Genomic DNA, 24807 nt, shown 5'->3' with positions numbered 1-24807 from the left:
GAAGCCTTCGTGCACAAGGGGGAGCACCCACCATGGAACCCACGACCCGAGCCACCGCCCTCCTGCCCGGCCAGGTGGTCATCTCGCTGAACTTCGACGACTGCCTGGCCTCCCAGCTCATCGGTGCTTCCGCCATGGAGGCCCGAGGCATGCGAGGGACGTTCTTCGTCAACAGCGGCAGGCTGGGGCAGTCCGGCCGCCTCACGCTCGCCCAGGTGCACGCGCTCCAGGACAAGGGCCATGAGATTGGCGGCCACACGCTGACCCATCCGCACCTCACGGAGCTGTCGCCGGACGACCAGCGCAAGGAGATCTGCAACGACCGGGTCGCCCTGCTGAACGCGGGCTTCCGAGTGACGTCCTTCGCCTATCCCTTCGGCGACGAGGACGCGACCACGCGGCAGATCGTCATCGACTGCAACTACAACTCCGCGAGGGAGAGCGGCGGGCTGAGAACGACGCCGAGCGGCAGCAGCCCGGCCGCCGAGCCCGTACCTCCCGCGGAACCGTACGCCATCCGGACCCACGGTTCCGTGCAGGCCACCACCACGCTCACGGACCTGAAGAACTACGTGCTGCGTGCCGAAGAGTCAGGCGGCGGCTGGGTGCCCATCGTCTTCCACCACATCTGCGGGCCGTGCAACCCGCCGCAGACCTATTCCATCTCGCCCGCCAACCTGACGGCGTTCATCGACTGGCTGGCCACCCGCGCCTCGCGAGGCACCACCGTGGCCACGATGGACGCCATCATCGGCGGAGTGCTCAAGCCCCCGGTGAGCTGGCCCCCCGCGCAGCTCTTGAAGAATCCGTCGCTCGAAGCGGACAGCAACGGTGACGGGACCCCGGACTGCTGGCAGCGCGGCGGCTTTGGAAACAACACCTTCACCTGGAACCGGACGTCGGACGCGCACGGAGGCAGTTGGGCTCAGCAGGTGCGCATCACGCAAATCACCGACGGAGACCGGAAGCTCATCACCCGTCAGGATGACAGCAGCTGCACGCCCACGCCGACCACGGGGCATCACTACCGGATCACCGCCTGGTACAAGGCCACCACGCAGGTGAGGTTCAAGGCGTACTACCGCAACAGCGCGGGCGCCTGGACCTACTGGTCGCAGGGGCCGCTGCTGCCACCGCGCAGCAGCTACACCTTCGCGGAATGGACCACGCCCGCGACACCCTCCGCGGCGAAGGCCCTCAGCGTGGGCCTGTCCATCGACCAAGTGGGCACGCTGACGATGGACGACTTCGCGCTCTCCGACGTGGAGGCGAGCGTGTCCGCGTAGGTCCCTAGCCTTCGAGCTGCTCCGCCGTGAGGCATCCCGCCGCGAGGTCCAGATCCTCCAGCGGGATGCGCTGGATGTGTTCACGGGGCTCGTCGACGTTGTCGCGGTACTTGTGCGAGCCGCTCTCGTAGGTGACCCAGATCTCGCCATCGATGATGTTCACGCCCTGGGCGTAGGGGTCGATGAGCCCGTTGCTGATGTCCACCCGCTGGTCGATGTCCGCCGAGAACGTGTCCTCGGTGGACGTGAAGGGCTGGTAGACGAGCTTCTTGTCGCCCGTGGTGAAGATGATGCCGCCGTCGACGATGGTCATCCCCTGCGCGCGGTCCGGGGCACGAATGGGGCCCTCGCGTGAGTCCTCGATGAGCTCTCCGGTCTTCTCGTCGAGCTTGTACCGCCAGACAGCGCCGGCCTTGCCATCGCCGTCCTTGCTGTAGCCGCCGATATACGCGTAGCCGTCCTTCACGGTCATGTAGCTGCCGGCGGAGACAAGGCCGATGCCCGTGGCCGGATCCGTCAGGCCTTCAGGCTTCGGGACATCCATGACCTGCGAGGGCATGGCCTCACGGCACTCGCTCTGCGCGGCTTCGATCTCCTCGCGCGTGTAGACGTAGATGTGGTCCGTGTCGGAGACATAGACGTGGTCGCCATCCGTGGAGACGCCACCACCATGGCTGGGAGGACCCGCGGGCGGCGGTCCACCGAGCACGGCCTGATGCGTCTCCTTCCCCGAGTCCTTGTCCTGCACGGACAGGAGCACCCGGTGGTCGTCGTTGTAATAGGTCGTGAGCACTTCACCGCGCTTGGCGTCATAGCCCTGCCCCTGCGGAGTCCATCCAGCGTCCAGGTGGATGAACTCCGGGCCGACCTTCTCCCCACTGCTCGCCTTCGTGAGTGGCGAGTCCACGCTCGCGGCAGCCGCGGCTGAAGGCGTGTTCCCATAGCCATTGAGGTTCACGGGGCTGGCCTTCGCCGCATCCAGACCGTCCTGGAAGTACGGCGCGGCGGAGGCAGGAGGCGTGGGCGGAGCCGGGGCCACCGGAGGCTTCGTGACCGCCGTCTGGACCGTGCTGACGACCTGGCGGATGAGGGAGCTGATCAAGGGCCTGCCTCCGGTTGAAGGTGCTTGGGGACACGAATCCTACACGACGGAATGGTGGCATCTCACCCACCAGCCCCGGGGAATTGTCGGCCCTCGACGGTTCAGAGTTTCCACTTCCATATCCATTCAAATGTTTCAGGCAATAAGCCCGGCCTGGCGCGTCGGCGGCTGGATGGCGCCTCGTGCCCTGCCACCTGCCGGGGGTGGACCGCATCTTCCTTCAGGGAGGAGCACGCAATGCCCATCTACGAGTTCTTCTGCCGCAAGTGCCAGGAGCCCTTCACCGCGTTCATGTCCATGAAGGAGCACGACGAGCGAGCGCCGAAGTGCCCGCGCGGTCACGACGCGAAAGAGGTGGAGAAGCGCATCTCTTCCGCCCATGCCGTGACCACCAAGAAGTCGCTCACCTACTGATGACTCCTGGCCACCAGGACAAGAGGCTGACTTCCCTCTTCCTCTGCGGCGACGTGATGACAGGCAGGGGCATTGATCAGGTACTGCCCCACCCTGCTCCACCCGGCATCCATGAGTCCTTCCTGAAGGATGCCCGGGACTACGTCGCGCTCGCCGAAGAGCGCAACGGCCCCATCCGAAAGCCCGTCGGCTTCGGTGAAATCTGGGGAGACGCGCTCGCCGCGCTGGATCAGGCCGAGCCCGACGTCCGGATCATCAACCTGGAGACAAGCATCACCACGAGCGAGCAGTGGTGGCCCGACAAGGGCATCCAGAGACACTGGCCACCCTCCGGAGCCTGGGAATCGCCACCGCGGGGCTGGGGGAAGACCTGGAGGAGGCCCAGCAGCCCGCGCTCCTGCCTGTAGAGACCGGGCGGCGAGTCGTGGTGTTTTCGTGCGGGGATGTAAGCAGCGGCATTCCGCCATCATGGGCGGCGAGGAAGGATAGGCCGGGCGTGGACCTGCTGCCCGACCAGTCCTCCACCACGGCGAGGCACCTGGGTCCATGGCCACTCCTCGCACCCATGCAACTGCGTCAACTCCGTCCCTACTACGCTTTACGGAGGGACGCCGAGTTTCTGTGCGGCGTCATGGACCGCGAGGCACACCGGCTGTCGTCCCGGACGCGACTGGGTTTGGATGGGGAAAGCGCTCTCGTTCTCCACTGGGATTGAGCCCCTGTTGCGGCTGACCCAACGACAGCCTGCAAATAATTGATACCCCCCGCCGCACGAAGTTCAAGCACTTCACGCGTCAGATGTATGGCGTACCAGCTCTGACCTGCCACGTCTCCCAATGGCGCCTGCAGTCTGATCCCACCCACAGAGTCCCGACAAACATAACATTGCAAATGCCAGGCGATTGGCGGCAAGCTTTTGCCACATCACAAGTCTATGCATGAAAGTGCGTGGAGAATGCCATGGACCAGACGCCTCCCAGTGGTGAAGGCTCCCCGGAGTTCCAGTTCCTGGTGCGTGGCAATCTCACATTTCGACAGGGCCTCGCCATTCCGGGCGCAACCGTGCGCGCCTTCGACAAGGGCCTTCGCGACGAGGTGCTGCTCGCAGAGAGCATGACCAATGAGCACGGAAACTTCGAGCTCTGGTACTCCATCGATCAACTCCGCCGCCGGAACAAGATGCAGGCGGATCTCGTCGTCCGTGCCTATGCCCCCCTGACTCCCGGCGAGCCCATCCGGGTCGCGGAGCCCGTGGCCGAGTCGAGGATCATCTTCAAGGCGCAGACGGTGGAGAAGGTCCGCCTCCTGGTCAGGGGCGGGCCGGAAACGATGTGGTCCGAGTACGAGCAGCTCATGTCCGAGCTGAAGCCACTGCTTCAGGGGGTCTCGCTCGCGGAGCTCTCCGAGGATACCGACCGTAAGGACCTCTCGTACCTGGCGGGACACACGGGCATGCCGCCCAAGAAGGTGGCGGCGCTGGTGGTGGCGCACAAGCTGGCGGCGAGGACGAAGCTCGCGTCCCCGGAACTCTTCTACGGCCTGGTGCGCAAGGGCATGGGGACGAATCTCTCGGCGCTGCTTGCCCAGGGGCCGGACACACTTCGCCGCATGGTGCAGCAGGCCGCGGCCCGGCGGCTCATCCCAGGCAAGCTCAAGCTCGAGACGGACGAGGTCCAGGCGCAGCTCCACCAGGCCGCCGTGCAAAATGCCGCCAGCCTGAGCCCCAAGGACGAGACGCCGGGGTTCGGAGATCTCATCGCCACCACGCTTCCCGAGCAGCAACAGCGGGAGGACTTCGTCTCCAGGTACCTGGACCACAAGGGCCCGGTGACGGAGTTCTGGAAGGGTCTGGAAGCAAACTCGAAGCTCAAGTCCCGCGTGCCGGAGTTGCAACTGACACTCCAGCTCGGCGCGCTGACCAACAACCACCCTCCGCTCGTACGGGAACTGCTGCGGCTACACGCGGAAGGGACATTCAAGTCCTTCCAGGAGCTGGCGCGTTTTGGGCAGAAGCAGTGGCTGAAGATCATCGGCGGGCTCGAAGTGCCTGAAGAGCATCGGATCCCCGCCTCGATCCCGGGGAGTGACCTGCGCGCAAGGACGCTGGTCTACGCCGACACCATCCGCCGCATCCTCGATGACACGCTGCCGACAGAGACCGTGGCCTGGCGCGCGCGGGAGGACAAGACCCTGGACGAGGACGTCCGCGCGTTCTTCACCCATGTCACGGAGCGAGGAACCGGGTTCGACCTGCGTGGAGGAGACGTGTCCCAGGCGCTCACCGGAGCGCCCACGCTGATGAAGAGCGTCAAGAACCCGGAGCGCGTGAAGGCGCACGTCCAGGGCATGCAGCGGGTGTTCAAGCTGACGCCCCGCTATGACGGGATGAAGTCGCTCCTCGATGCCGGACTGGACTCGGCGCTCGCCATCTCCCAGGTCGACCGCAATGATTTCTCCGCGCGCTTCAAGGGCGCCTTCGGGACCCAGGCCCTGGCGCGGCACACCCACGACGTGGCCTCCCAAGTCTCCGCCTCCGCACTCCATCTGCTGGCCAACCACGGCCAGGAGTTCAACCGCGTGGAACTGGCGGCGCTGGCTCCTGCGACGCCCGTGGGCCTTCCCAACCTGGAGTCGCTGTTCGGCACGCTGGACCTGTGCAAGTGCGAAGACTGCCGCTCCGTCTACGGCGCCGCCGCCTACTACACCGAGGCGCTCGCCTTCCTGAAGGAGCGCAAGCAGACCCGCACGCTGCCTGGAGGCACGACGGTTGCGACGAACGCGCGCGACATCCTGTTCGAGCGGCGGCCCGACCTCGGGGAGATCGAGCTGACGTGCGACAACACGCAGCTCACGCTTCCCTACGTCGACCTCGTCAACGAGTTGCTGGAGAACGCCGTCTCACCGCCCCCCACGTTCACGCTGGCGGCGTCCCTTCAAGCGGACCTCGACAACCGCACGCTGTCGGCGGCGGTCCGCGCGGCCTTTTCACAGAATGGCGTGCAGCTTGGCGCCAACCACCTCGTCGTGGTGGTGCAGGCCGCGTCCCGCTGGTTCATCACCGACCATGCGCAGCTCTGGCCCATCCGCAAGGACACGGCCACGGGGCTGCTCCAGGTGGGCCCGGTGGCCTACCAGTGCAGTGGGACGTCGGCGGAGCTGCGCGCCACGCCCCAGCACCGCAACGAGGCCGCGTACGACAAGCTCCGCGCGGCGGTGTTTCCCTGGACGCTCCCGCTGGACCTCGCGTGGGAGGAGACCCGGCACTACCTGGACCACCTGGGCGTGAAGCGCCATGACCTGATGCGGACCGTCCGCATCCCGGATCCGCTGACCGCCCTCACCCACCTGGACATCGCGTCCGAGTCCCTGGGGCTGCTCCCCGTCGAGCGTCAGCTCCTCTCGCGAGGACGGCCGGTGCGGCTCGTCGTCACCAGCCCGCTCGCATCGCTGTCGGGAACGCAGACGGTGGGCACCGTGTCGCTCGTGGCGGGCGACATCGTCCTGCTGACGGCCCAGGCGCATCCCGCGCAGAACGGCCTGTACACCGTGGCCGCCGGAGCGTGGACCCGCGACCCCGCGCGTGCCGCCTTCGTGCAGCTCCAGGCGCCCGTGGCGGGCGTCCGCGCCCGGTGGCTGATGAGTCCGGTGGGGAGCGTTGGCACCCATGCGAGCGCGGTGGACACCTGGGACGCATGGGGGCTGAAGGAGACGGGCAACTCCGTGAGCGTCTTCGACCCCGCCGCTCCGGCAGCCCCCGTCGTGAAGTCCCTGGGTTGGCTGGAGGCACTGGCCCAGGTGCGGGTGGTGCTTGACCGGGCGGCGCTGGAGTACGAGGCGCTCATCAGCCTGCTCCAGCTCAAGTTCATCCATGCGGGCCTCACGCTCAGGATCGAATCCGCGGATGCCTCCGACCTGACGACGTGTGACACCGCGAAGCTGATCCTGAAGGGACTGACCGCCGAGGTGGCCGACCGCCTGCATCGCTTCGTGCGGCTGTGGCGCCGGCTCGGATGGAGCATGCGGGATCTGGATCGCGCCATCGGCGTCTTCAGCGGCGGCATCGCCGACGTGAACGCCCGCATCGACGACGCGCTGTTCATCAAGCTCTCGCACGTCCAGCGGCTGACCCAGCAACTGGAGCTGCCCGTCGAAGCGGTGCTGACGTTCTGGTCCACCCTCGACATCGAGGGAGATGCGTCGCTGTACAGGCGCGTGTTCCTGAACCCTGCGCTGAGCAAGCCCGCGGAGCCGGCCTTCCGCCTCCTGGGCACGGAGCTGGCCATCGTCACCGAGGATCCCGCCAGCGCCCGCCTCTCCAAGCAGGTCCCCGTCATCCTCGCCGCGCTGGGCATCAGCGCCGCTGACCTGCTCGCGCTCACCACCGACGTCGTCACGGACGACAAGCTCAACCTCTCCAACCTCTCCAAGCTGTACCGCTACACCCAGCTCGCGAAGGGCCTGGGCGTGGCGCTCCCCGACCTGCTGGCGCTGATGGCGCTGGCGGTCATCACTCCCTTCAATCCCGCGCAGACGGTGGACACGCTCCTGTTCGCGGACCTCGTCGCGAACGTGCGCGTGTCCGGGTTCAGCGTCGAGGAGCTCGACTACCTGCTGCGGCACCGCTTCACCCAGGCCTCCGGATTGGCCCCGGCGGACGAGGAGAGTGCCTCGACGCTGGGCACCCTCCGGGAAGACCTCCTCAAGATCCAGGACGAGACCACGCTCCGCGCGGACCCGACGGGCGCCCTCACGCGAGGCAGGTTGGCCCAGCTCCAGTGGCCCGCGGAGACCATCGACGAGGTGATCAATACCCTCAACGGCCAGGTGCTCCACGAAGTGCCCCTGGCGACGCTGCCGGCGGGCCTCACCTTCCCGGCGTCCCTCCAGGGACGAGCGTCCTATGACGCCACTGGAGCGAAGCTGCGCGTCCAGGGTCCCCTCACCCTGGCCGAGCAAACGGACCTCCAAAACGCGTCCAACGACGCCGCCTACCGGAGCGCGGTGGACCTCCTCTTCAACCAACCCCGCGCGTTGATCGCGGTGAAGATGAAGGCCTTCACGCTGCCCACCTTCTCGACCGCGCTGGCGAACCTGCCGACCGGCATGGCGTTCCCCCGGCAGCTGGGCGGCCGCATCTACCATGACGCCCCAGCCGGCCAGCTTCGCTTCGCCGGCATGATGACCAACACCGAGCGCGCGCTCCTTCGCGGGCTCTCGGCGAACGCCACGTACCAGACCGCCATCGACGCGCTCCATGCCGCGCCGAACGGCTACGTGCCCCCGGCGGACAGCGTCTTCGTCACCCACGCGGACATCGCGCAACTCTTCGACACGGCGCAGACGCCCGAGCAGCGCTTCGCCCTCATCCTGGGGAAGCTGCACACCTACCTGCGCACGACCCTGAGCACCGGGGCGGTCATCCAGCGGCTGTCGGGCGCGCTGTCCCTGGAGCCCCGCGCCACCACCGAGCTGCTCACCCGGCAGCTCCCCTCGCTGACCGTCGCCGGGCAGAAGGCCATCGCCGACTTCCTCGCGCCCGCGTACGCGGAGAGCAACCCCAACGTCCCGCTGAAGCCCGCGTCCTTCCCCAACCTCTTCAAGACCTTCACCCGGTTGCAGAAGGCGGCGCTGCTCGTCACCCGGCTGAAGCTGACGACCTCGCAGCTCACGTGGTTCTCCGACTTCGGCCCCACGGTCGTGCGACGGCCGGTGGCGTGGGCCCATGACGCGCAGGTCACGGCGGGCTGGCTCCAGCCTGACGCGCTGCCCATCACGCTCGTCGCCACGCCCACGCCGGTGCTCTTCGCGAGCTGGCTCCGGATCATCGCGCTGTGCCAGCTCCGCGACCGGCTCCCGCGAGGCGAAGCCGCGCTGTCCGCCCTCTTCACCCTCGCGCGGCGGACCACGCCCGTCCCCACGCTGGACGAGTTCCTCCAGGAGGTGAGCACACGGACCGGCTGGCCCAGGAGCGAGCTGCTCGTCGCCTCCCCCATGGTCGCCCCGTCGTTCCCCAACGACTACAACGACGAGGTCGGCCTGTCGCGGCTGGAGGACTTCATGAAGGTCCTCCATCAACTGGAGGTCCCCGCCGACCGCAGCCGGGAATGGAGCATGCCCGAGCTCACGCCCGACAACGCGCGCGCCATCCTCAACGCGGTGAAGGCACGGTACTCGGAGACGGAATGGCCAGAGGTGGCCCGGAAGCTGCGGGACGTCCTGCGCGAGCGCCAGCGCTCCGCGTTGGTGGCCTACCTAGTCCCCCGCCCCAACGCCGCGCTGGGACAGACGTGGGACAGCGCCAACAGCCTCTACACCCACTTCCTCATCGACGTGGAGATGTCGCCCTGCTTCCTCACGTCGCGAATCAAGCAGGCCAACAGCTCCGTGCAACTCTTCGTGCAGCGCTGCCTGATGGGGCTGGAGACGGGCCGGGGCGTCGTCGCGGATCAGCTCACCGACGCAGGCTGGCTCCAGTGGCAGTGGATGAAGAGCTACCGCGTGTGGGAGGCCAACCGGAGGGTCTTCCTCTATCCAGAGAACTGGCTGGAGCCCGAGCTCCGGGACGACAAGACGCCGCTCTTCGAGCAACTGGAGAGTTCGCTCCTCCAGGGGGACATCAATTCAGAGACCGCGGATGACGCGTTCCTCGGCTACCTGGAGAAGCTCGACGAGGTCGCACGGCTGGAGATCGTAGGCCTGTATCCAGAGCCCGCGCTGGAGGGGCTCCAGCCGGAGATCCTGCACGTCTTCGGGCGCACACGGGGAGGCACCCCCGCCTACTTCTACCGGAAGCGCATTGGCGCCGGACGATGGACCCACTGGGAGCGCATCGAGGGCGACATCGGCGGAGCGCAGGTCATCCCCGTGGTCTGGAACTCCCGCATCCATCTGTTCTGGCCGATCATCTCGGAGCTCACCGAGTCCCCGGACACCAACACCACCCATCCCTCGGCACCGACGAAGTACTTCGAGATCCAGCTCGCCTGGACCGAACGCAGACATGATCGCTGGACGGCGAAGAAGCTCACCGCGGAGAAGATCCGCTCCAACATCGTCCCGGACGCACGGCTGACGGATGGCGGCAGGAGCAAGCACACCTTCCGCGCCGAGCTCGACGGCGCCGCGCTGCGCATCTGGTACGAGTACGAGAATCCCGAGCTGACGAGGACGATTCCCACCTCCCCCACCTATTACGGAGGGCCCACCGAGACGACGACGATCCACTACGCCGTCATCAAGGGCTTCCGCTTCACCGGCTGCAATGGACGCATCGATATCTTCTCCAAGGAGGTCTACGGCGTGTTCCCTCCTCGGGGAACGAAGGTCGACGGCATGCAGTTCTCCTCGGCGAACAGCTCACCGCTCTACCTGCCGCGCACCCCGGACGGGAAGAACGAGGAAGCCGCGCTGAGCAGGATGCTCGGCCTCTACAGCCTCGCGTACGCCTACGATGACAACTCGATCAATGGCCACGGCTCCTTCTTCTTCCAGGATGACGTCAAGACGTTCTTCGTCACGCCCCAGCAGGTCAATTCGTCCGCGTGGGCGGCGGACGCGTCCCGGGTGGCCCCCACGGCCATCGACACCGTGCGTGCGCTCTACTACGAGCCCCGGCGCCTCGCGCGCCCGCTGGATGTCAGGCAGCGGATCGACCCCGTCCCTGTCCGGCGGCTGAAGCTCGTCGAGAAGGCGCGCGCCCGCGCCGAGCAGCGCATGCTCCTGGCCGCGGGGGTGGGTCCACGCACCGGCGCCCGGCGGCTCCAGACCGGCAAGTCCCTGGAGGCCCGCGAGGCCCAGGCCACCCCGGCGTCCCCGGTGAAGACGCCCCTACGCCGACAGGAGGTCACCCTGGTGCTCGACCGGGGCGACCGCAAGCGCTTCACGCTCGCCAACTACATCAAGGACTCGCGCCTGTTCGAGAAGACGCTCGTGGCGCCCCTGGCGCCCGTGGAGGTCCGCTACAGGTTCTGGACCTTCTATCACCCGTACGTCTGCAACTTCATCTCGCAGCTCAACTGGCGGGGCATGGACGGACTGCTGCGGCGCAAGCTCCAGCTCCAGTCCGCGAAGACCTTCAAGGCACGCTACTCGCCGACCGTGCTGGTCAGCCGGGGAGACCCCGTCACGGAGGACCAGTACCCGGTCGAGGACGTCGACTTCACGCGGCTCGGCGCGTACTCCCAATACAACTGGGAGCTGTTCTTCCACGCGCCGCTGCTCATCGCCTCGCGGCTGTCGCAGAACCAGCGGTTCGAAGAAGCACAACGCTGGTTCCACTTCATCTTCGATCCGACCAACACGGCCGACACCGTGGTCCCCCAGAAGTACTGGCGTCCCAGGCCCTTCTACGAGCAGACCCAGGCGGACTACGCGAAGCAACGCATCGACAACCTGCTCACGCTGCTGGCCAAGGGGCTCTCGGATCCCGAACTCGATCAACAGGTCTCCGAGTGGCGCAGCCACCCGTTCGACCCGCATGCGATCGCACGGCTCCGGCAGGCCGCGTACCAGAAGTCGGTGGTGATGAAGTATCTGGACAACCTCATCGCCTGGGGTGATCAGCTCTTCAGACAGGACACCATCGAGTCGCTCAACGAGGCCACCCAGCTCTACGTGCTCGCCGCGGAAATCCTCGGGCGCGGGCCGACGAGCATCCCGCCGCGCGCGCTGCCCCAGGTGCAGACGTACAACTCGCTGGACCCGACGCTCACGAGCCTCTCCAACAAGCTGGTGGAGCTGGAGCAGATCGTCCCGGCGCCACGACCCGACACCGTCGCCGTCCCGGCAGGGACGCCGCCTCCGCTGCCCAAGCTGCTGTATTTCTGCGTGCCTCCGAACGACAAGCTGCTCGGCTACTGGGACACCGTCTCCGACCGGCTCTTCAAGATCCGGCACTGCATGAACATCGAAGGCGTGGTCCGGGAACTGCCGCTCTTCGAGCCTCGCATCGATCCCGGGCTGCTGGTGCGGGCCGCCGCCGCTGGCGTCGACTTGTCGAGCGCGCTGAGCGACCTGGACACGGCCATGCCGCACTACCGCTTCACTTTGCTCAGCCAGAAGGCCACCGAGCTCGCGGTGGAGCTCAAGTCGCTGGGCTCGGCGCTGCAGACGGCACTGGAGAAGCGGGACGCTGAAGAGCTGGCGCTCCAACGCGCGACCCAGGAGGCAACGCTCCTGGCGCTGGTGGAGGCGACCCGGCAACAGCAGCACGCGGAGGCCACGCAGGCAGTCGTCGCGCTACGCGCCTCGCGAGAGACCGCCGTCGAGCGCTGGAAGTACTACCAGCGGATGCTGGGCGTCACGAGCCCGGTGGCACCCGCCGAGGGAGCGGCCATCCCGGAGCAGGCGCCGCCCGACCTGGCCACCATCAGCCTGGAAGGAACCAAGCTCACCCTGCACGAGAAGCAGGAGCTGGATCAGCTCAAGCTGTCCCACGACCAGCAGGGAACCGCGGCGGACTGGGAGTTCGTGGGCAGCATCCTCGCGGCGATCCCAAACCTAGCCCTCGACGTGAAGCCCTGGGGCGTGGGTCCGGGCGTCTCGTTCGGAGGCTCGAACCTGGTCGCGGCCATGGGGGCTGTCGCGAACCGTCACCGCAGCGACTCCTCGGCTTCCGCCTACGGCGGGAGCCGAGCGGCCCGGCTGGCCCAATTCATGATGCGCGAGAGCGACTGGGCCCTGCAGAGCAACCTCGCCGCGAAGGAGATCCTGCATATCGATCAGCAGATCGCCTCGGCGCTCCTGCGCGAGCAGATCACGCAGTTGGATCTGGACAGCCACCGCAAGCAGATGGAGCAGTCACGGAGCATCGTGGACTTCATGCGCACGAAGTACACGAACCGCGAGCTGTTCGACTGGACCGTGGGGCAGGTGTCCTCGATCTACTTCCAGGCGTACCAGCTCGCCTACGAGGTGGCGAAGCGCACCGAGCGGGCCTTCCGCTTCGAGCTGGGGCTCCAGGAGTCGAGCTTCATCAAATTCGGCTACTGGGACAGCCTACGGAAGGGATTGCTGGCGGGCGAGCGCCTCTTCCAGGACCTGAAGCGGATGGAGAACGCCTATCTTGACCAGAATCGGCGCGAATACGAGATCACCAAGCACATCTCGCTCGCGGCGCTCCACCCGGAGGCGCTCGTCTCGCTCCAGGAGACGGGCAGCTGCTTCGTCCAGCTCCCCGAGGCGATCTTCGACGTCGATCATCCCGGGCACTACATGCGCCGGATCAAGTCGGTGAGCCTCACCATCCCCGCCGTGGTCGGCCCCTACGCCAGCATCTCCTGCAAGCTCACGCTGCTGGGAAACCGAATCCGCAAGGAGACGCGCACCACTCCGGCCCACGCGTGGTCAGGACCCGACGACACGCGGTTCGTCTACAACAGCGGAGGCATCCAGTCGGTCGTCACCAGCTCCGGCCGGGAGGACAGCGGTCTCTTCGAGCTGAATCACCGCGATGAGCGCTACCTGCCGTTCGAGGGCGCCGGGGCCATCAGCTCGTGGCGCCTGGAGCTGCCCACCCAGTTCCGGCAGTTCGACTACCGCACCATGACGGACGTGGTCCTGCACGTGCGCTACACGGCCCGCGACGGCGGCGAGCCGCTCAAGCAGGCGGCCCTGGCCCAACTGGACAACGCGCTCCGGCAGATGGAGCTCGAGGAAGGCCGCAAGGGGCTCTACCGGCTCTTCAGCGCGCGCCATGAGTTCCCCGATGCGTGGCACGCGTTCCTGTACCCGCCGGACGGACAGACCGTGGCCCAGCGTTTGTCGCTCCCCCTCTCGCGAGACCTCTTTCCCAGCACGCTGCAGGATCGGGCGCTCAAGCTCGACGGACTGAAGCTCTTCCTGAGCCTGAGGCCAGGGTCCACGTATGACGACGTCAATCACCTGATCCTCACGCTGAAGCCGCCCGGCTCCACGCCTCCGCAGCAGGTGGAGCCCGGACGCGGCAAGGCCCGCCTGGGGAACGTGCCTTTCGACTCCATCAGCTTCGGCACGGGGGTGCTCATCCCGGACGGCGCCCCGCAGGCATGGACGCTGGACGCCACCACCGTCCCCGAGCCCCTGCTCATGGACGTGGTGACGCCGGGAGGCACCGTGAAGCGCATCAACCCGGAGCTGGTTCGCGATTTCGGGCTGCTATGCCACTACACGTTCTAGCCCCGGAGGGAGCCGCGTGGCCCGCGCTCCAGGCCTGGATGGACGGGGCGGCCCATCGGCTCGGCGCGCGGGCCCCCTCGGCGTACCTGGGCGAACTGTTCGAGCGGACGTTCGCGCTGCCAGCAGGAGACCCCCGCTACAGCGGGAACGCGCTCGTGCCGGGCGCGCTGCCCCTGGAGGTGTCGTTCTCGGAGAGCGCGCCGCATCAACTCCGGCTCGACGCGGAGCCCTTCGGACTCCTGCTCGCGCCACGCGAGCGGCTTGCCCACGTGGAACAGGCACTGCGAGCCCAGGCCCAGCAAGCCTTTCCGCATGCGCTGGCCACGGCGTTCGACGCCGCGTCCGAGCAGTGGCGAGGCCATGTCCAGGAAGAGGCCGCTCGCTTTGGCGCGTTCTTCGGTGCCGCGATCGATGCCACCGGGCTCGCGGAGATCAAGCTGTATCGCGAGACGGGTCCCTTCGAGTCACTTCCCTCACGCGTGCGAGAAGAGGCAAGCAGGGTCTCCGCGCTGCTGCCAGGAGTCGAGCCGCACCTGCACTCGACCGCCCTGGGGAGGGAGGGCGTCGCCGAGCGCCTCTATCTGCTGTGCCGCCAGGGATTGCGCCTGCGTGGCCTGGAAGGACTCGCGGCGGAAGCGGGCATCACCGGGTCGCTGCCCGCCTTCCTCCAGACCGTGACCCTGCTGACGGAGGGAAGGCTGGTACTGCCACCGGACTCCGCCATCATCGGTGTGCGCCGGAAGCCCGCCGGGTGGGAGCTCAAACTGGAGCTGTTGCCCGGCGCGCTGGCCCCTTCTCCCGCCGCGCGTCACGCAGCGGTCGAGCAGGTCCTCGCCGGACGTCCCGACGCATGGCGTGCCTTCCGTCGCTGGATGGAGGCCGTCCGCCCCGAAGCTACGTCCTCGCATGGGGAGATCGCCGTCGTCAGCGTGCGCGTGGCGCCCGGCACTCCCCCCCTCCTCAACGTATACCTGTGCCCCGCGGGAGTGACCCGATGACACATTCCGCATTCGATGAGCAGCGGATGGAGATCGCCCGGAGGGCCGCGGCGCTGCTGTATCAGCGAGGGGCTTCGCGCGTGTGGGTGTTCGGGTCACTCGGTCGTGGGGAGCAGCAGGATCGCCGGTCCGACCTGGATCTCGCCGTGGAAGGGCTTCCCTCGGCCCGGCTTCATGAGGCAACTCGGGACGTCGAGCGCCTGGCAGGCTTCCACTCCGACGTCGTCGACAGCCAGTTCCTCGACCCCCATGTCCGCGCCGGATTCATGGCCTCGCGCCAGTTGATGGCGCGCGGTTCGGCGGCGGAAGGAGGACCGCCCCGCCTGGCTGGAGCCTCGCGACGGGAGCCCGTCTCTCTCCCGGCCGATCCCCGGGCCGGCCTGCAGCAGCAGCGACTGGACGCGGTGAGCCGGGTGCTCCGGGAGTCGGGCGCGCGGTGGGTGCTGGATCTCGGCTGCGGCAGCGGTGCCCTGCTGTCGCTCCTCGCACGGGAGTCGCGCTACGAACAGCTCACGGGCGTCGACCTGTCGGACGAGTCATTGGCCGCGGCGCGCCGCCGGCTGTCACAGCACCTCACTGCGGAGCAGCAAGGACGCGTGCAGGTGTACCTCGGCATCGTGACGCACCGGGATCCGCGACTGCTCGGCCATGACGCCGCGGCGGCCGTGGAGGTGATCGAGCACATGGATCCGCCGCAGCGCGCCGCGTTCGAGCACGTGCTCTTCAACTACGTGCGGCCGGCCACGCTCGTCATCACCACGCCCAACGCCGAATACAACGTGAAGTGGCACTCCGGGCCCGGCCCGTACTTCCGTCACCCGGATCACCGGTTCGAATGGACGCGCGCCGAGTTCCACGCGTGGATGGGCGATGTCGCGCGCCGCGCCAACTACGAGGCCCGGTGGGCGGGAATCGGCCCCGATGATCCAAAGCTGGGTCCCCCCACGCAGATGGCCGTGTTCTCCCGTTCTTGAACCCATAGGCGCCTCCAATTTCGTTGCATGCACCTTGAGGGATCCTCGTAAGGAGGGACGATGGCAGAACGTCGTACGAGAGAGGATTCAAGGCAAGGGCAGACGCCCATCCGTGCGTCCGTCCCGACCGCGCCAACGTTGTCGCTTCCCAAGGGTGGCGGCGCCCTGCGTGGCATCGGCGAGAAGTATTCGACCAACCTTGCCACTGGGACCGCCACGCTCGCCGTCCCCATTACGACCAGTCCGGGCCGCAGCGGCTTCAATCTGCACCTCGAACTCGGCTACAACTCGGGAGCCGGCAACGGGCCGTTCGGCATCGGCTGGCACTGCTCTGTCTCCGCTATCACGCGCAAGACTGACAAGGGACTCCCCCGCTACCTCGACGCCGAGGAATCGGATGTCTTCGTGCTCTCGAGCGCCGAGGATCTCGTCCCCATCCACTCGCCCCCAATCCCCCCGCGTGACGGCTGCCACATCCAGCGCTACCGCCCTCGCGTCGAGGGGCCGTTCGCGCGGATCGAGCGTTGGACAAATGAGACCACGGGCGACGTCCACTGGCGGATCCTCACGCGCGACAACGTGCAGAGCATCTACGGCCGGAGCGCCGGCGCTCGAATCGCGGATCCCGCATCGCCCGACGCTCGAGTCTTCTCCTGGCTCTTGGAGGAGACCCGCGACGATCGTGGCAACGTCGCGCGCTACACCTACAAGCCCGAGGACGGCGCAGGCGTCGATCCCGCGAAGACGAGCGAAGCGAATCGCTTCGAGCGGAATCCGGGAGAAGCCTTCCGCTTGCTCCCGATGGCCCAGCGCTACCTCAAGCGCATCCAATACGGCAACCGCGCCCCACTCGCGGTGAATGAGCCTGCGCCCGCGGACCCGTCCGCGTGGCTCTTCGAGGTCGTCTTCGACTACGGCGAGCACGACAGGGCTGCGCCCACACCCGACGACGCGCAAGCCACTCCCTGGTCGCTCCGGCCGGATCCGTTCTCGGTCCACCGTGCCGGCTTCGAGGTTCGCACCTACCGGCTTTGCCGCCGCGTCCTCATGTTCCACCGCTTCGCCGAGCTCGGCGAGACGCCCTGCCTGGTCCGCTCCACGGACTTCACCTACGACGAGAGCCCGGTCCTCTCGTACCTCACGAAGGTAGAGCAGGCGGGCTATACGCGCAATCAGATGGCGTCCTCGTACACGCGCGCCATGCTGCCACCGCTTGAGCTCGACTACGCGCGCCTCACCAAGCTCCACGACACGGTACAACTCGTGGATCGGGCGAGCTGTGATGGGCTCCCAGCCGGCGTCGATGGAGTGACGGCGCAATGGGTCGATCTCGATGGCGAGGGGATCCCCGGCGTGCTCCAAGCCTACGAGCGCGGCTGGTACTACAAAGCGAACCTCGGCGGGGGCCGGCTCGCGCCACCGGCTCTCTTGCGTTCCTTGCCCAGCCCAGCCGAACTCCGGGGCGGATTCCAACACCTCACGGACATCCAAGGAGACGGCCAGCTCGATCTCGTCCGATACGCACCGCCGCTCTCCGGATACTTCGCCCGTACGAAAGAGGGATCCTGGCAGCCGTTCACCGCGTTCCGCGCAGTGCCGAACATCGATTGGGGCGATGCCAATATCCGCACCGTCGACCTTGATGGAGACGGGCATCCTGACGTGCTCATCACCGAGCACGATGCCTTCGTGTGGTATCGTTCGCTCGCCGAAAAGGGCTTCGAACCAGCACTGCGCGTGAGCAAGCCCTGGGACGAGGAAAAAGGCCCGGCGGTCGTCTTCGCCGACGGCACCGATTCGGTCCATCTCGCCGACATGAGCGGCGACGGCCTCGCCGACCTCGTGCGCGTCCGCAACGGCGAAATCTGCTATTGGCCGAACCTGGGTTACGGCCGCTTCGGCCCCAAGGTCACGATGGATCGAAGCCCGTGCTTCGATTCTCCGAACCATTTCGATCCCAAGCGTATCCGCTTCGCGGACGTCGACGGCTCGGGCACGACTGACATCCTCTACGTCGGCCGGGACGGCGTCGCGATCTTCCTCAATCAGTCCGGCAACGGCTTCTCGCAGCCGCAGGTCATCGACACGCTCCCAGTGGTCGATACCTTCTCCAGCCTCACCGTCACCGATCTGCTCGGCAGGGGCACCGCATGTCTCGTCTGGTCGTCTTCCGGCCCCGGAGTCGTGAGCCATCCGCTCAGGTACGTTGACCTGACGGGGGGCGAAAAGCCGCACGTGCTCGTCTCGTCGAAGAACAACCTCGGTGCCGAGACACGCATCACGTATGCGCCGTCGACCCGCTTCTACCTCGCCGACAAGGCCGCGGGCGAGCCGTGGGTCACCCGTCTCCCCTTCCCCATCCACGTCGTGGAGCGGGTGGAGACGTTCGACCGCATCAGCCGCAACCACTTCGTCACCCGATATGCCTATCACCATGGCTACTACGACGGTGTGGAGCGGGAGTTCAGGGGCTTCGGGCGCGTCGAGCAGTGGGACACGGAGGAGCTTCGCGCGCTCACTGCGAACGGCGTATTCCCCGCCGGAGACAACATCGACGCGGCCTCCTACGTGCCGCCGGTGCTCACCAAGACGTGGTTCCACGCTGGAGCATTCTTCGAGGACGACCGAATCTCGCGGTGCTACGAGGATGAGTACTATCGCGAGCCTGGCCTGACCACGGCGCAGTTCCGCGCCATGCTCCTCAACATCACAGTCTTGCCTGGCGGGAGCGCCGCAGACGACATGCGCGAAGCGTGCCGCGCGCTCAAGGGATCGATCCTACGCCAGGAGGTCTACGCATTCGACGGCACCGAAGCGGCGCACCGCCCGTACCGCGTGTCGGAGCGTAACTACACGGTCGTTCCTGTCCAACCGCGCGGCAAGGAAAGACACGGCGTCTTCTTCATCCACCCGCGTGAGGCCATCGAGTTTCATTACGAGCGCAAGCTCTACGACGTCGGCGTGGACCGGATCGCGGATCCGCGGGTGACGCACGTCTTCACGCTCGACGTCGACACCTATGGCAACGTGCTCCGGTCCGTTGCCATCGGCTACGGGCGCCGACACGCTGATCCGGCTCCGGAGCTCACCGACGAAGACTCGAAGCAGCAAAAGACTCTTCGGATCACCTGGACCGAGAACACAACCACCAACGCCGTCGAGCAGGAACAGGCCTATCGGGCGCCGCTCGTGGCGGACAGCCGCACGTACGAAATCTCGAAGCTCAACCCGGTGTCGAACCTCGCGGGTGTGACGAACCTCTTCCGCTTCGACGAGATGGCGTCGGCTGTCGATGGTCTCCAGCACGGCTACGATCTCGCTTACGAGGATCTGGCGGGTGCGGGCACGACAACGGCTCACGCCTACCGGCGGCTCATCGAACGGACGCGCACGTTCTACCGCAAGGATGACCTGAGCGGGCCGCTCCCGCTCGGCCACCTCGAGTCGAGGGCACTGCCTGATCGGGTCGAACAGTTGGCCCTCACGCCGGGGCTCGTCGCCTCGACTTACGGAGACCGTGTCACCGACTCAATGCTGACGCGCGGCGGCTATGTAGAAGACGCCGTCAATCCTGGCTGGTGGATCCCCTCGGGGCGCGTCTTCTATTCCCCGCACGACAACGACACCGCTACCGCGGAACTCGATTACGCAAAGAAGCACTTCTTCATGGCTTGCCGGTTCGTCGACCCCTTCGGGAAGACGACCAAGGTCACGTACGATCCGTATGATCTTCTCATCGTGCAGACGCGCGATCCGGCAGGCAACCTCGTCACAGTCGGTGTCCATGCGCCAGCCGGCGCACTCATCGAGAACGGCAATGACTATCGCGTCCTCCAGCCGGCGCGGGTGATGAATCCCAACCGCAACCGCGCGGCCGTGGCCTTCGACGCGCTCGGCATGGTGGTGGGTACCGCGGTCATGGGCAAGCCTGAGGAGCACCTCGGCGATTCGCTCGCGGGCTTCTTGCCGGACTTGCCAGGGGACGTCATCGCCGCGCACGTCACTGACCCACTCGCGGCCCCCCACGGCATCCTCCAGCGCGCCACAACCCGGCTGGTCTACGATCTCTTTGCCTACCAGCGCACGGCGTCGGATTCCGAGCCGCAAGCCGCGGTGGTCTACACCCTCGAACGAGAGACGCACGACGCCGACCTCCTGCCTGGTCAGCAGACCCAGATTCAGCACAGCTTCTCGTACTCGGACGGCTTCGGCCGCGAGATCCAGAAGAAGCTCCAGGCGGAGCCGGGGCCGATCAGCCCGGGCGGCCCCACCGTGAGCCCGCGCTGGGTCGGCAGCGGGTGGACGATCTTCAACAACAAAGGAAAACCCGTCCGGAAGTACGAGCCGTTCTTCAGCAATACGCATCGCTCGGAGTTCGGCACGGTGCACGGGGTCAGCTCCATCGTGTTCTACGACCCGTTCGAGCGCGTGGTTGCCACGCTGCACCCCAATCACACCTACGAGAAGATCGTCTTCGATGCATGGAAACAGGACACGTGGGATGTCAACGACACCGTCCTGCAAGCGGATCCCAGAGCTGATCCGGACGTCGGCGACTTCTTCCAGCGATTGCCCCTGGAGCAATACCTGCCGACATGGCACGACCGGCGTAAGAATGGCTCGTTGGGCGCGGAGGAGAAGGCCGCGGCGGACAAGGCCGCGGCGCACGCGGGGACGCCGACGGTCGCCTACCTCGACGCGCTCGGCCGGCCGTTCCTCACCGTGGCGCACAATCGAGCGCAGCAGAATGGGATCTCAGTCGAGGAGATGTATGCGACGCGGATGGTGCTCGACATCGAGGGCAACCAGCGGGAGGTGATCGACGCCAAAGCCCGCGTCGCCATGCGCTACGAGTACAACCTGCTGGGCAGCCGGATTCACCAGGCCAGCATGGAAGCGGGCGAGCGATGGACGCTGAACGACGTCGAGGGCAAGCCCCTCCGCGCCTGGGACAGCCGCGGTCACGCCTTCCGTACCGAATACGACGAACTCCGGCGGCCGGAGGGAAGCTTCGTGACGGGTGCGGACCCCGATCATCCGAGCAGGGAGAGCCAATACGAGAAGATCGAGTACGGCGAGGGACAGCCCGACGATGTCGGCCTCAACCTACGGACGCGCGTGCTTCGTCACCACGACGGTGCGGGCGTCGTCACCAACATGGGCCATGACCCGGCGAAAGGGCGGGATGAGGCATATGACTTCAAGGGCAACCTGCTACGGACAGAGAGACAGTTCGCGGTCGACTACAAGCGCACCCTCGACTGGTCAAATGAGGTCGCGCTCGAGGCAGAGGCGTTCGCCAGCAGCACGCGATACGACGCACTGAACCGCCCGGTGGAACTGCGCACGCCGGACGAGAGCCGCATCCTTCCGACGTACAACGAAGCACGACTCCTGGAGCGAATCGAGGCGAAGCTCCGAGGTGGAGACACGCTCACCACCTTCGTCGACAACCTCGACTACAACGCCAAGGGCCAGCGGACGCTGATTGAATATGGGAATGGCGCCCGGACTGGACTCACGTACGATCCCGAGACCTTTCAGCTCGTGCACCTCGTCACGACGCGAGGCGGCGGCGCGGATGTGCTGCAAGATCTGGCGTATACCTTTGACCCGACCGGCAACATCACGCACATCCGAGACAGCGCCCAACAGACGACCTACTTCGCGAACGCCGTCGTCGAACCCGCCTGGGAGTATACCTACGACGCCGTCTACCGACTGGTCGAGGCGACTGGAAGGGAGCACCTGGGCCAGGTCGGCGGCATACCGGTACCCACCAGCGACAGCGACGCACCGCGCGTGGGATTGCAGCATCCGAACGATCGCAGCGCGATGGGCTTGTACCGGGAGCGGTACCGCTACGATGAGGTCGGCAACATCCTGGAGTTGATGCATCGCGGGACAAGCCCGCAGAACACAGGATGGACGCGCTCATACAACTACAACGAGCCAAGTCTGCTTGAGCAGGTGACGTCGAGCAACCGACTGAGCAGCACGGAGGTGGGCGACGCTCCGAAGCTCGTCTACACGCACGACGAGCACGGGAATATGGTGACGATGCCCCACCTGCCCGTAATGCAGTGGGACTGTCGAGATCGGCTTCAGGCGTCGTCCAGACAAGCCGTGCAGAGCGGCGGCACGCAGGAGATGACGTATTACATCTATGACGCCGCTGGGCAGCGTGTACGCAAGGTCACCGAGCGTCAGGCCGGGCCGGGGCAGACACCCACGCGGAGCAAAGAACGCAATTACCTGGGGGCGCTCGACATCTATCGGGAGTATGCCGGGGATGGCGAGACGCTGACGCTGGAGCGCGAGACGCTCGCCGTGAGCGACGATGAGCGGCGCATCGCGCTCGTGGAGACGCGCACGGACGACGGCTCGGCCTCGCTCGTGCGTTATCAGCTTGGCAACCACCTGGGCTCGATCAGCCTGGAGCTCGACGGGTCGGAAGCGGCGCGGATCATCTCGTACGAGGAGTACTATCCATTTGGCGGGACCGCATATCACGGGGTGAGAAGCCAGACAGAGGCGCCGAAGCGGTATCGGTACTCCGGGAAGGAGCGGGACGAGGAAAGCGGGCTCTACGACCACGGGGCGAGATATTACGCGCCGTCCATCGGGCGGTGGACGAGTGCGGACCCATTATGGAGAGGGGACCTCTACGTCTACGTGCTGAACAACCCCATCGGACTCCACGACCCTGACGGTGCGGAGGAGAGTTCCGTGTCGACCCGTCTCTGGGGCGGGGTGAGAGCGCTGGGTGGCGCCTTACAAATGGTTGGAGGAGCCGCCGTCTTCGTTCAGATAGAGGTTCCAGTCGCCGCTCAAGTCGCAGGCGGAGTAGCCATGGTTCATGGGTACTCCGACTGGGAGGTTGGATGGCGGCAGGTCTTCTCGGGTCGCAACGAGCGGAGTGCGGTCGAGCACCTGGCCACGGGGGCGGCCCAGCTCGTTACAGAAGACAAGCAGAAGGCGGAAGCGTTCGGGACGGCTGTCGACGTCACACTGGGCTTCGTGAATCCAGCGGGCCCGGCAGCCGGAGGCCCCAGGCTCGGAGTGGCCTTGTCGACCACGGGCCACCTCGTCCCGGCCGTCGTGGAGACAACGCCACGCTTCGCGCAGGCGGTGCAAGGGGTGCGCGCCGGCTCGGCCCTTGCGCACGCCGGGAGCACCGTTCACATGATGTCCAACGCGGGCGACAAGGGAGACGGGGGCTCCAGCAAGCCGCCGCCTCCCTCTGGCAAGAAGCCTCCCGCTCGCCAGCCGGCCGAAGGTCCGCCCAAGCCGTCCCGGCAGAAAGCGGCGAGCGCGCCTGTCGCCGCCGCAGGGAGGCTCGCGAAGGAGTTGGGGGGAACGACGCCAATCCCCAAGGGCACCAACCTGGCCTTGGGACTCTCTGAAACGCTCGACAAGTTCAGTGCTTCGCAGGGCGCGGTCTCCGTATTCGGAGCATGGGACAAAGGCTTCCTGAGGATCCCCTTCCTGGCCCAACGGGAAGTCTTCATGAGTAAGTTCGCCACCATCGTGGATACATTCATCGAGAATGGCGGGCGCATCAAATTCGACCTGACAGGATTGGATCCGGCTATCAAGGGCGGGGTTACAGAATGGGAGCTGCTCCAGATTCTCGGAACGAAGCGGTGGGAAGCAGCCACTGACTTCTTCCGCCAAGGAGAGCGCCTCACTGGCGCTGCGCTTGAGGAGGCACTGAAACCATGGCGATAGCTGACGAATGGGACAAGGTCGACGAGGCCTTCGATCGACTGGAGCGTTATCGCGTGCTCCATCCAACGCTGGCCGCGATGAGGAAGGTGGCCCTTGTGCTCAAGGAGAACGCAGCGTTCGCCGAAGTGCATCCGGTCGTATCGATGGCATCGCTCGTGCTCGCGCGGGGTCAGGCGGAGCGGCGCGTGGACGTAGCCTGGACCGAGGAACACGAGTACAGGGTGGCCTTCGTCGATTCAAAGCTGCAGTTCTCGGAGCCCACGAATGCGAGCGAGGACGACGTGGTGCGGGTGCTGCGCGAGTACCTCGACAGGCTCTAATCCCCTTCAGGGAAGTTACCGACGGGTGAAGGGAGTTACGCCATGAGGAGGCAGGAGGCTTCTCATGGCGTGGCAGCCGAGGAGGCTGACGACAGAGCAACTGGAGGAGCGCCGGTTGGAGGCGGCCCGGTTGCTGGAGAGTGGGCGCTACACGCAGGCGGAGGTCGCGCGCCAGATGGGCGTGAGCCCGAGTACGGCATGCGAGTGGGCTCGACGCATCGAGGAGGCAGGAGTCGCCGGGCTGAAGTCCCGAGCGCGAAGCGGGCGCCCCTCGAAGCTGACGGATGGGCAGTGGCTGGAGGTGAAGGGAGTGGTGGAAGCAGGAGCCAAGACGGCGGGCTTCACCACCGAAAGGTGGACACTGAAGCGAGTGGCCCAGCTCATCCAGCGTCGCTACGGCGTGCATTACCACCCCAACTATCTGGCGGAGCCACTGCACCGGCTGGGCTTGTCGGTGCAACGGCCCAAACCCAAAGCTCGCGAGCGAGACGAGGCGCTGGTGGAGGCGTGGCTGAAGCGGGACTGGCCACGCATTAAAAGGGGGCTGCGCGCCGAGGGGCAGTCATTGCCTGCGTGGACGAGACGGGTAGTACGTTTCGGGCCCAGCTAGGTACCACCTGGGCTCCCATAGGCCAGCCGCCTGAACTGCGACGCGTCTCCATGAGACGTGAAGTGTCCAGCGTGGTGGCACTGGTGGCTCCTGAGAGTCCCCCGCTTCCGTGGACACCCCCGATGTGATGGAAGGGTGTGGGATGTCGGAAAGCGAGAAGAGGCAGCGGCGGCAGCGGCGTAGTTTCAGCCCAGAGTTCAGGGCTGGAGCGGTGAAGC

General features: G+C 66.5%; 9 protein-coding genes and 1 pseudogene. 9 read left to right on the top strand and 1 reads right to left on the bottom strand.

Annotated elements, in window-relative coordinates; genetic code table 11:
* The first annotated feature begins 32 nt into the window (after nt 1-32).
* On the top strand, nt 33-1286 hold the full coding sequence (locus D7X30_RS34195) for a polysaccharide deacetylase family protein (RefSeq protein ID WP_120567167.1): 1254 nt from the start codon (nt 33-35) through the stop codon (nt 1284-1286).
* A 4-nt stretch (nt 1287-1290) separates the two neighbouring features.
* Here D7X30_RS34195 and D7X30_RS34190 read toward each other — a convergent pair whose 3' ends face one another.
* Nucleotides 1291-2388 (bottom strand): hypothetical protein, encoded by a 1098-nt coding sequence (locus D7X30_RS34190; protein ID WP_120567166.1) that lies wholly within the window; start codon nt 2386-2388, stop codon nt 1291-1293.
* Between the two features lie 237 nt (nt 2389-2625).
* Here D7X30_RS34190 and D7X30_RS34185 point away from each other — a divergent pair, with 237 nt between their 5' ends.
* The 8 genes and pseudogenes from D7X30_RS34185 (at nt 2626) to D7X30_RS34155 (ending at nt 24589) form a co-directional block, all read left to right on the top strand.
* Nucleotides 2626-2802: a zinc ribbon domain-containing protein gene (locus D7X30_RS34185; protein ID WP_014397215.1), complete on the top strand. Its 177-nt coding sequence runs from the start codon at nt 2626-2628 to the stop codon at nt 2800-2802.
* Nucleotides 2802-3517: pseudogene (locus D7X30_RS34180) on the top strand (CapA family protein). Before D7X30_RS34185 ends, D7X30_RS34180 begins: the two are co-directional and overlap by 1 nt.
* Before the next feature lie 245 nt (nt 3518-3762).
* Nucleotides 3763-13956, top strand: a complete 10194-nt coding sequence (locus tag D7X30_RS34175; protein WP_147443385.1) for a neuraminidase-like domain-containing protein — start codon at nt 3763-3765, stop codon at nt 13954-13956.
* A gap of 38 nt (nt 13957-13994) precedes the next feature.
* Nucleotides 13995-14954 (top strand): hypothetical protein, encoded by a 960-nt coding sequence (locus D7X30_RS42090; RefSeq protein WP_158619437.1) that lies wholly within the window; start codon nt 13995-13997, stop codon nt 14952-14954.
* Complete coding sequence (locus D7X30_RS34170; RefSeq protein ID WP_158619436.1) at nt 14951-15928, top strand: methyltransferase domain-containing protein; 978 nt, start codon at nt 14951-14953, stop codon at nt 15926-15928. The genes D7X30_RS42090 and D7X30_RS34170 overlap by 4 nt, the downstream gene beginning before the upstream one ends.
* Nucleotides 15929-15988: 60 nt before the next feature.
* Nucleotides 15989-23659 (top strand): SpvB/TcaC N-terminal domain-containing protein, encoded by a 7671-nt coding sequence (locus tag D7X30_RS34165; RefSeq protein ID WP_120567163.1) that lies wholly within the window; start codon nt 15989-15991, stop codon nt 23657-23659.
* On the top strand, nt 23650-23979 hold the full coding sequence (locus D7X30_RS34160; RefSeq protein WP_120567162.1) for a hypothetical protein: 330 nt from the start codon (nt 23650-23652) through the stop codon (nt 23977-23979). The genes D7X30_RS34165 and D7X30_RS34160 overlap by 10 nt, the downstream gene beginning before the upstream one ends.
* 64 nt (nt 23980-24043) lie before the next feature.
* The gene (locus D7X30_RS34155; RefSeq protein WP_120567161.1) at nt 24044-24589 is read left to right on the top strand and encodes a winged helix-turn-helix domain-containing protein; all 546 of its coding nucleotides are present in this window, start codon (nt 24044-24046) and stop codon (nt 24587-24589) included.
* Nucleotides 24590-24807 lie beyond the last annotated feature (218 nt).

It is taken from the genome of Corallococcus sp. AB011P, assembly GCF_003611605.1.
GTDB classification, from domain to species: Bacteria; Myxococcota; Myxococcia; order Myxococcales; family Myxococcaceae; genus Corallococcus; species Corallococcus coralloides.
The sequence above is the reverse complement of the archived record's forward strand: the minus strand, read 5'-3'. Positions and strand labels throughout refer to the sequence as shown.

What these genes read in the sequence shown, in the direction of transcription:
- D7X30_RS34195 (WP_120567167.1), top strand. Translation starts at nt 33, where the DNA reads ATGGAACCCACGACCCGAGCCACCGCCCTCCTGCCCGGCCAGGTGGTC.
- D7X30_RS34185 (WP_014397215.1), top strand. Translation starts at nt 2,626, where the DNA reads ATGCCCATCTACGAGTTCTTCTGCCGCAAGTGCCAGGAGCCCTTCACC.
- D7X30_RS34175 (WP_147443385.1), top strand. Translation starts at nt 3,763, where the DNA reads ATGGACCAGACGCCTCCCAGTGGTGAAGGCTCCCCGGAGTTCCAGTTC.
- D7X30_RS42090 (WP_158619437.1), top strand. Translation starts at nt 13,995, where the DNA reads ATGGACGGGGCGGCCCATCGGCTCGGCGCGCGGGCCCCCTCGGCGTAC.
- D7X30_RS34170 (WP_158619436.1), top strand. Translation starts at nt 14,951, where the DNA reads ATGACACATTCCGCATTCGATGAGCAGCGGATGGAGATCGCCCGGAGG.
- D7X30_RS34165 (WP_120567163.1), top strand. Translation starts at nt 15,989, where the DNA reads ATGGCAGAACGTCGTACGAGAGAGGATTCAAGGCAAGGGCAGACGCCC.
- D7X30_RS34160 (WP_120567162.1), top strand. Translation starts at nt 23,650, where the DNA reads ATGGCGATAGCTGACGAATGGGACAAGGTCGACGAGGCCTTCGATCGA.
- D7X30_RS34155 (WP_120567161.1), top strand. Translation starts at nt 24,044, where the DNA reads ATGGCGTGGCAGCCGAGGAGGCTGACGACAGAGCAACTGGAGGAGCGC.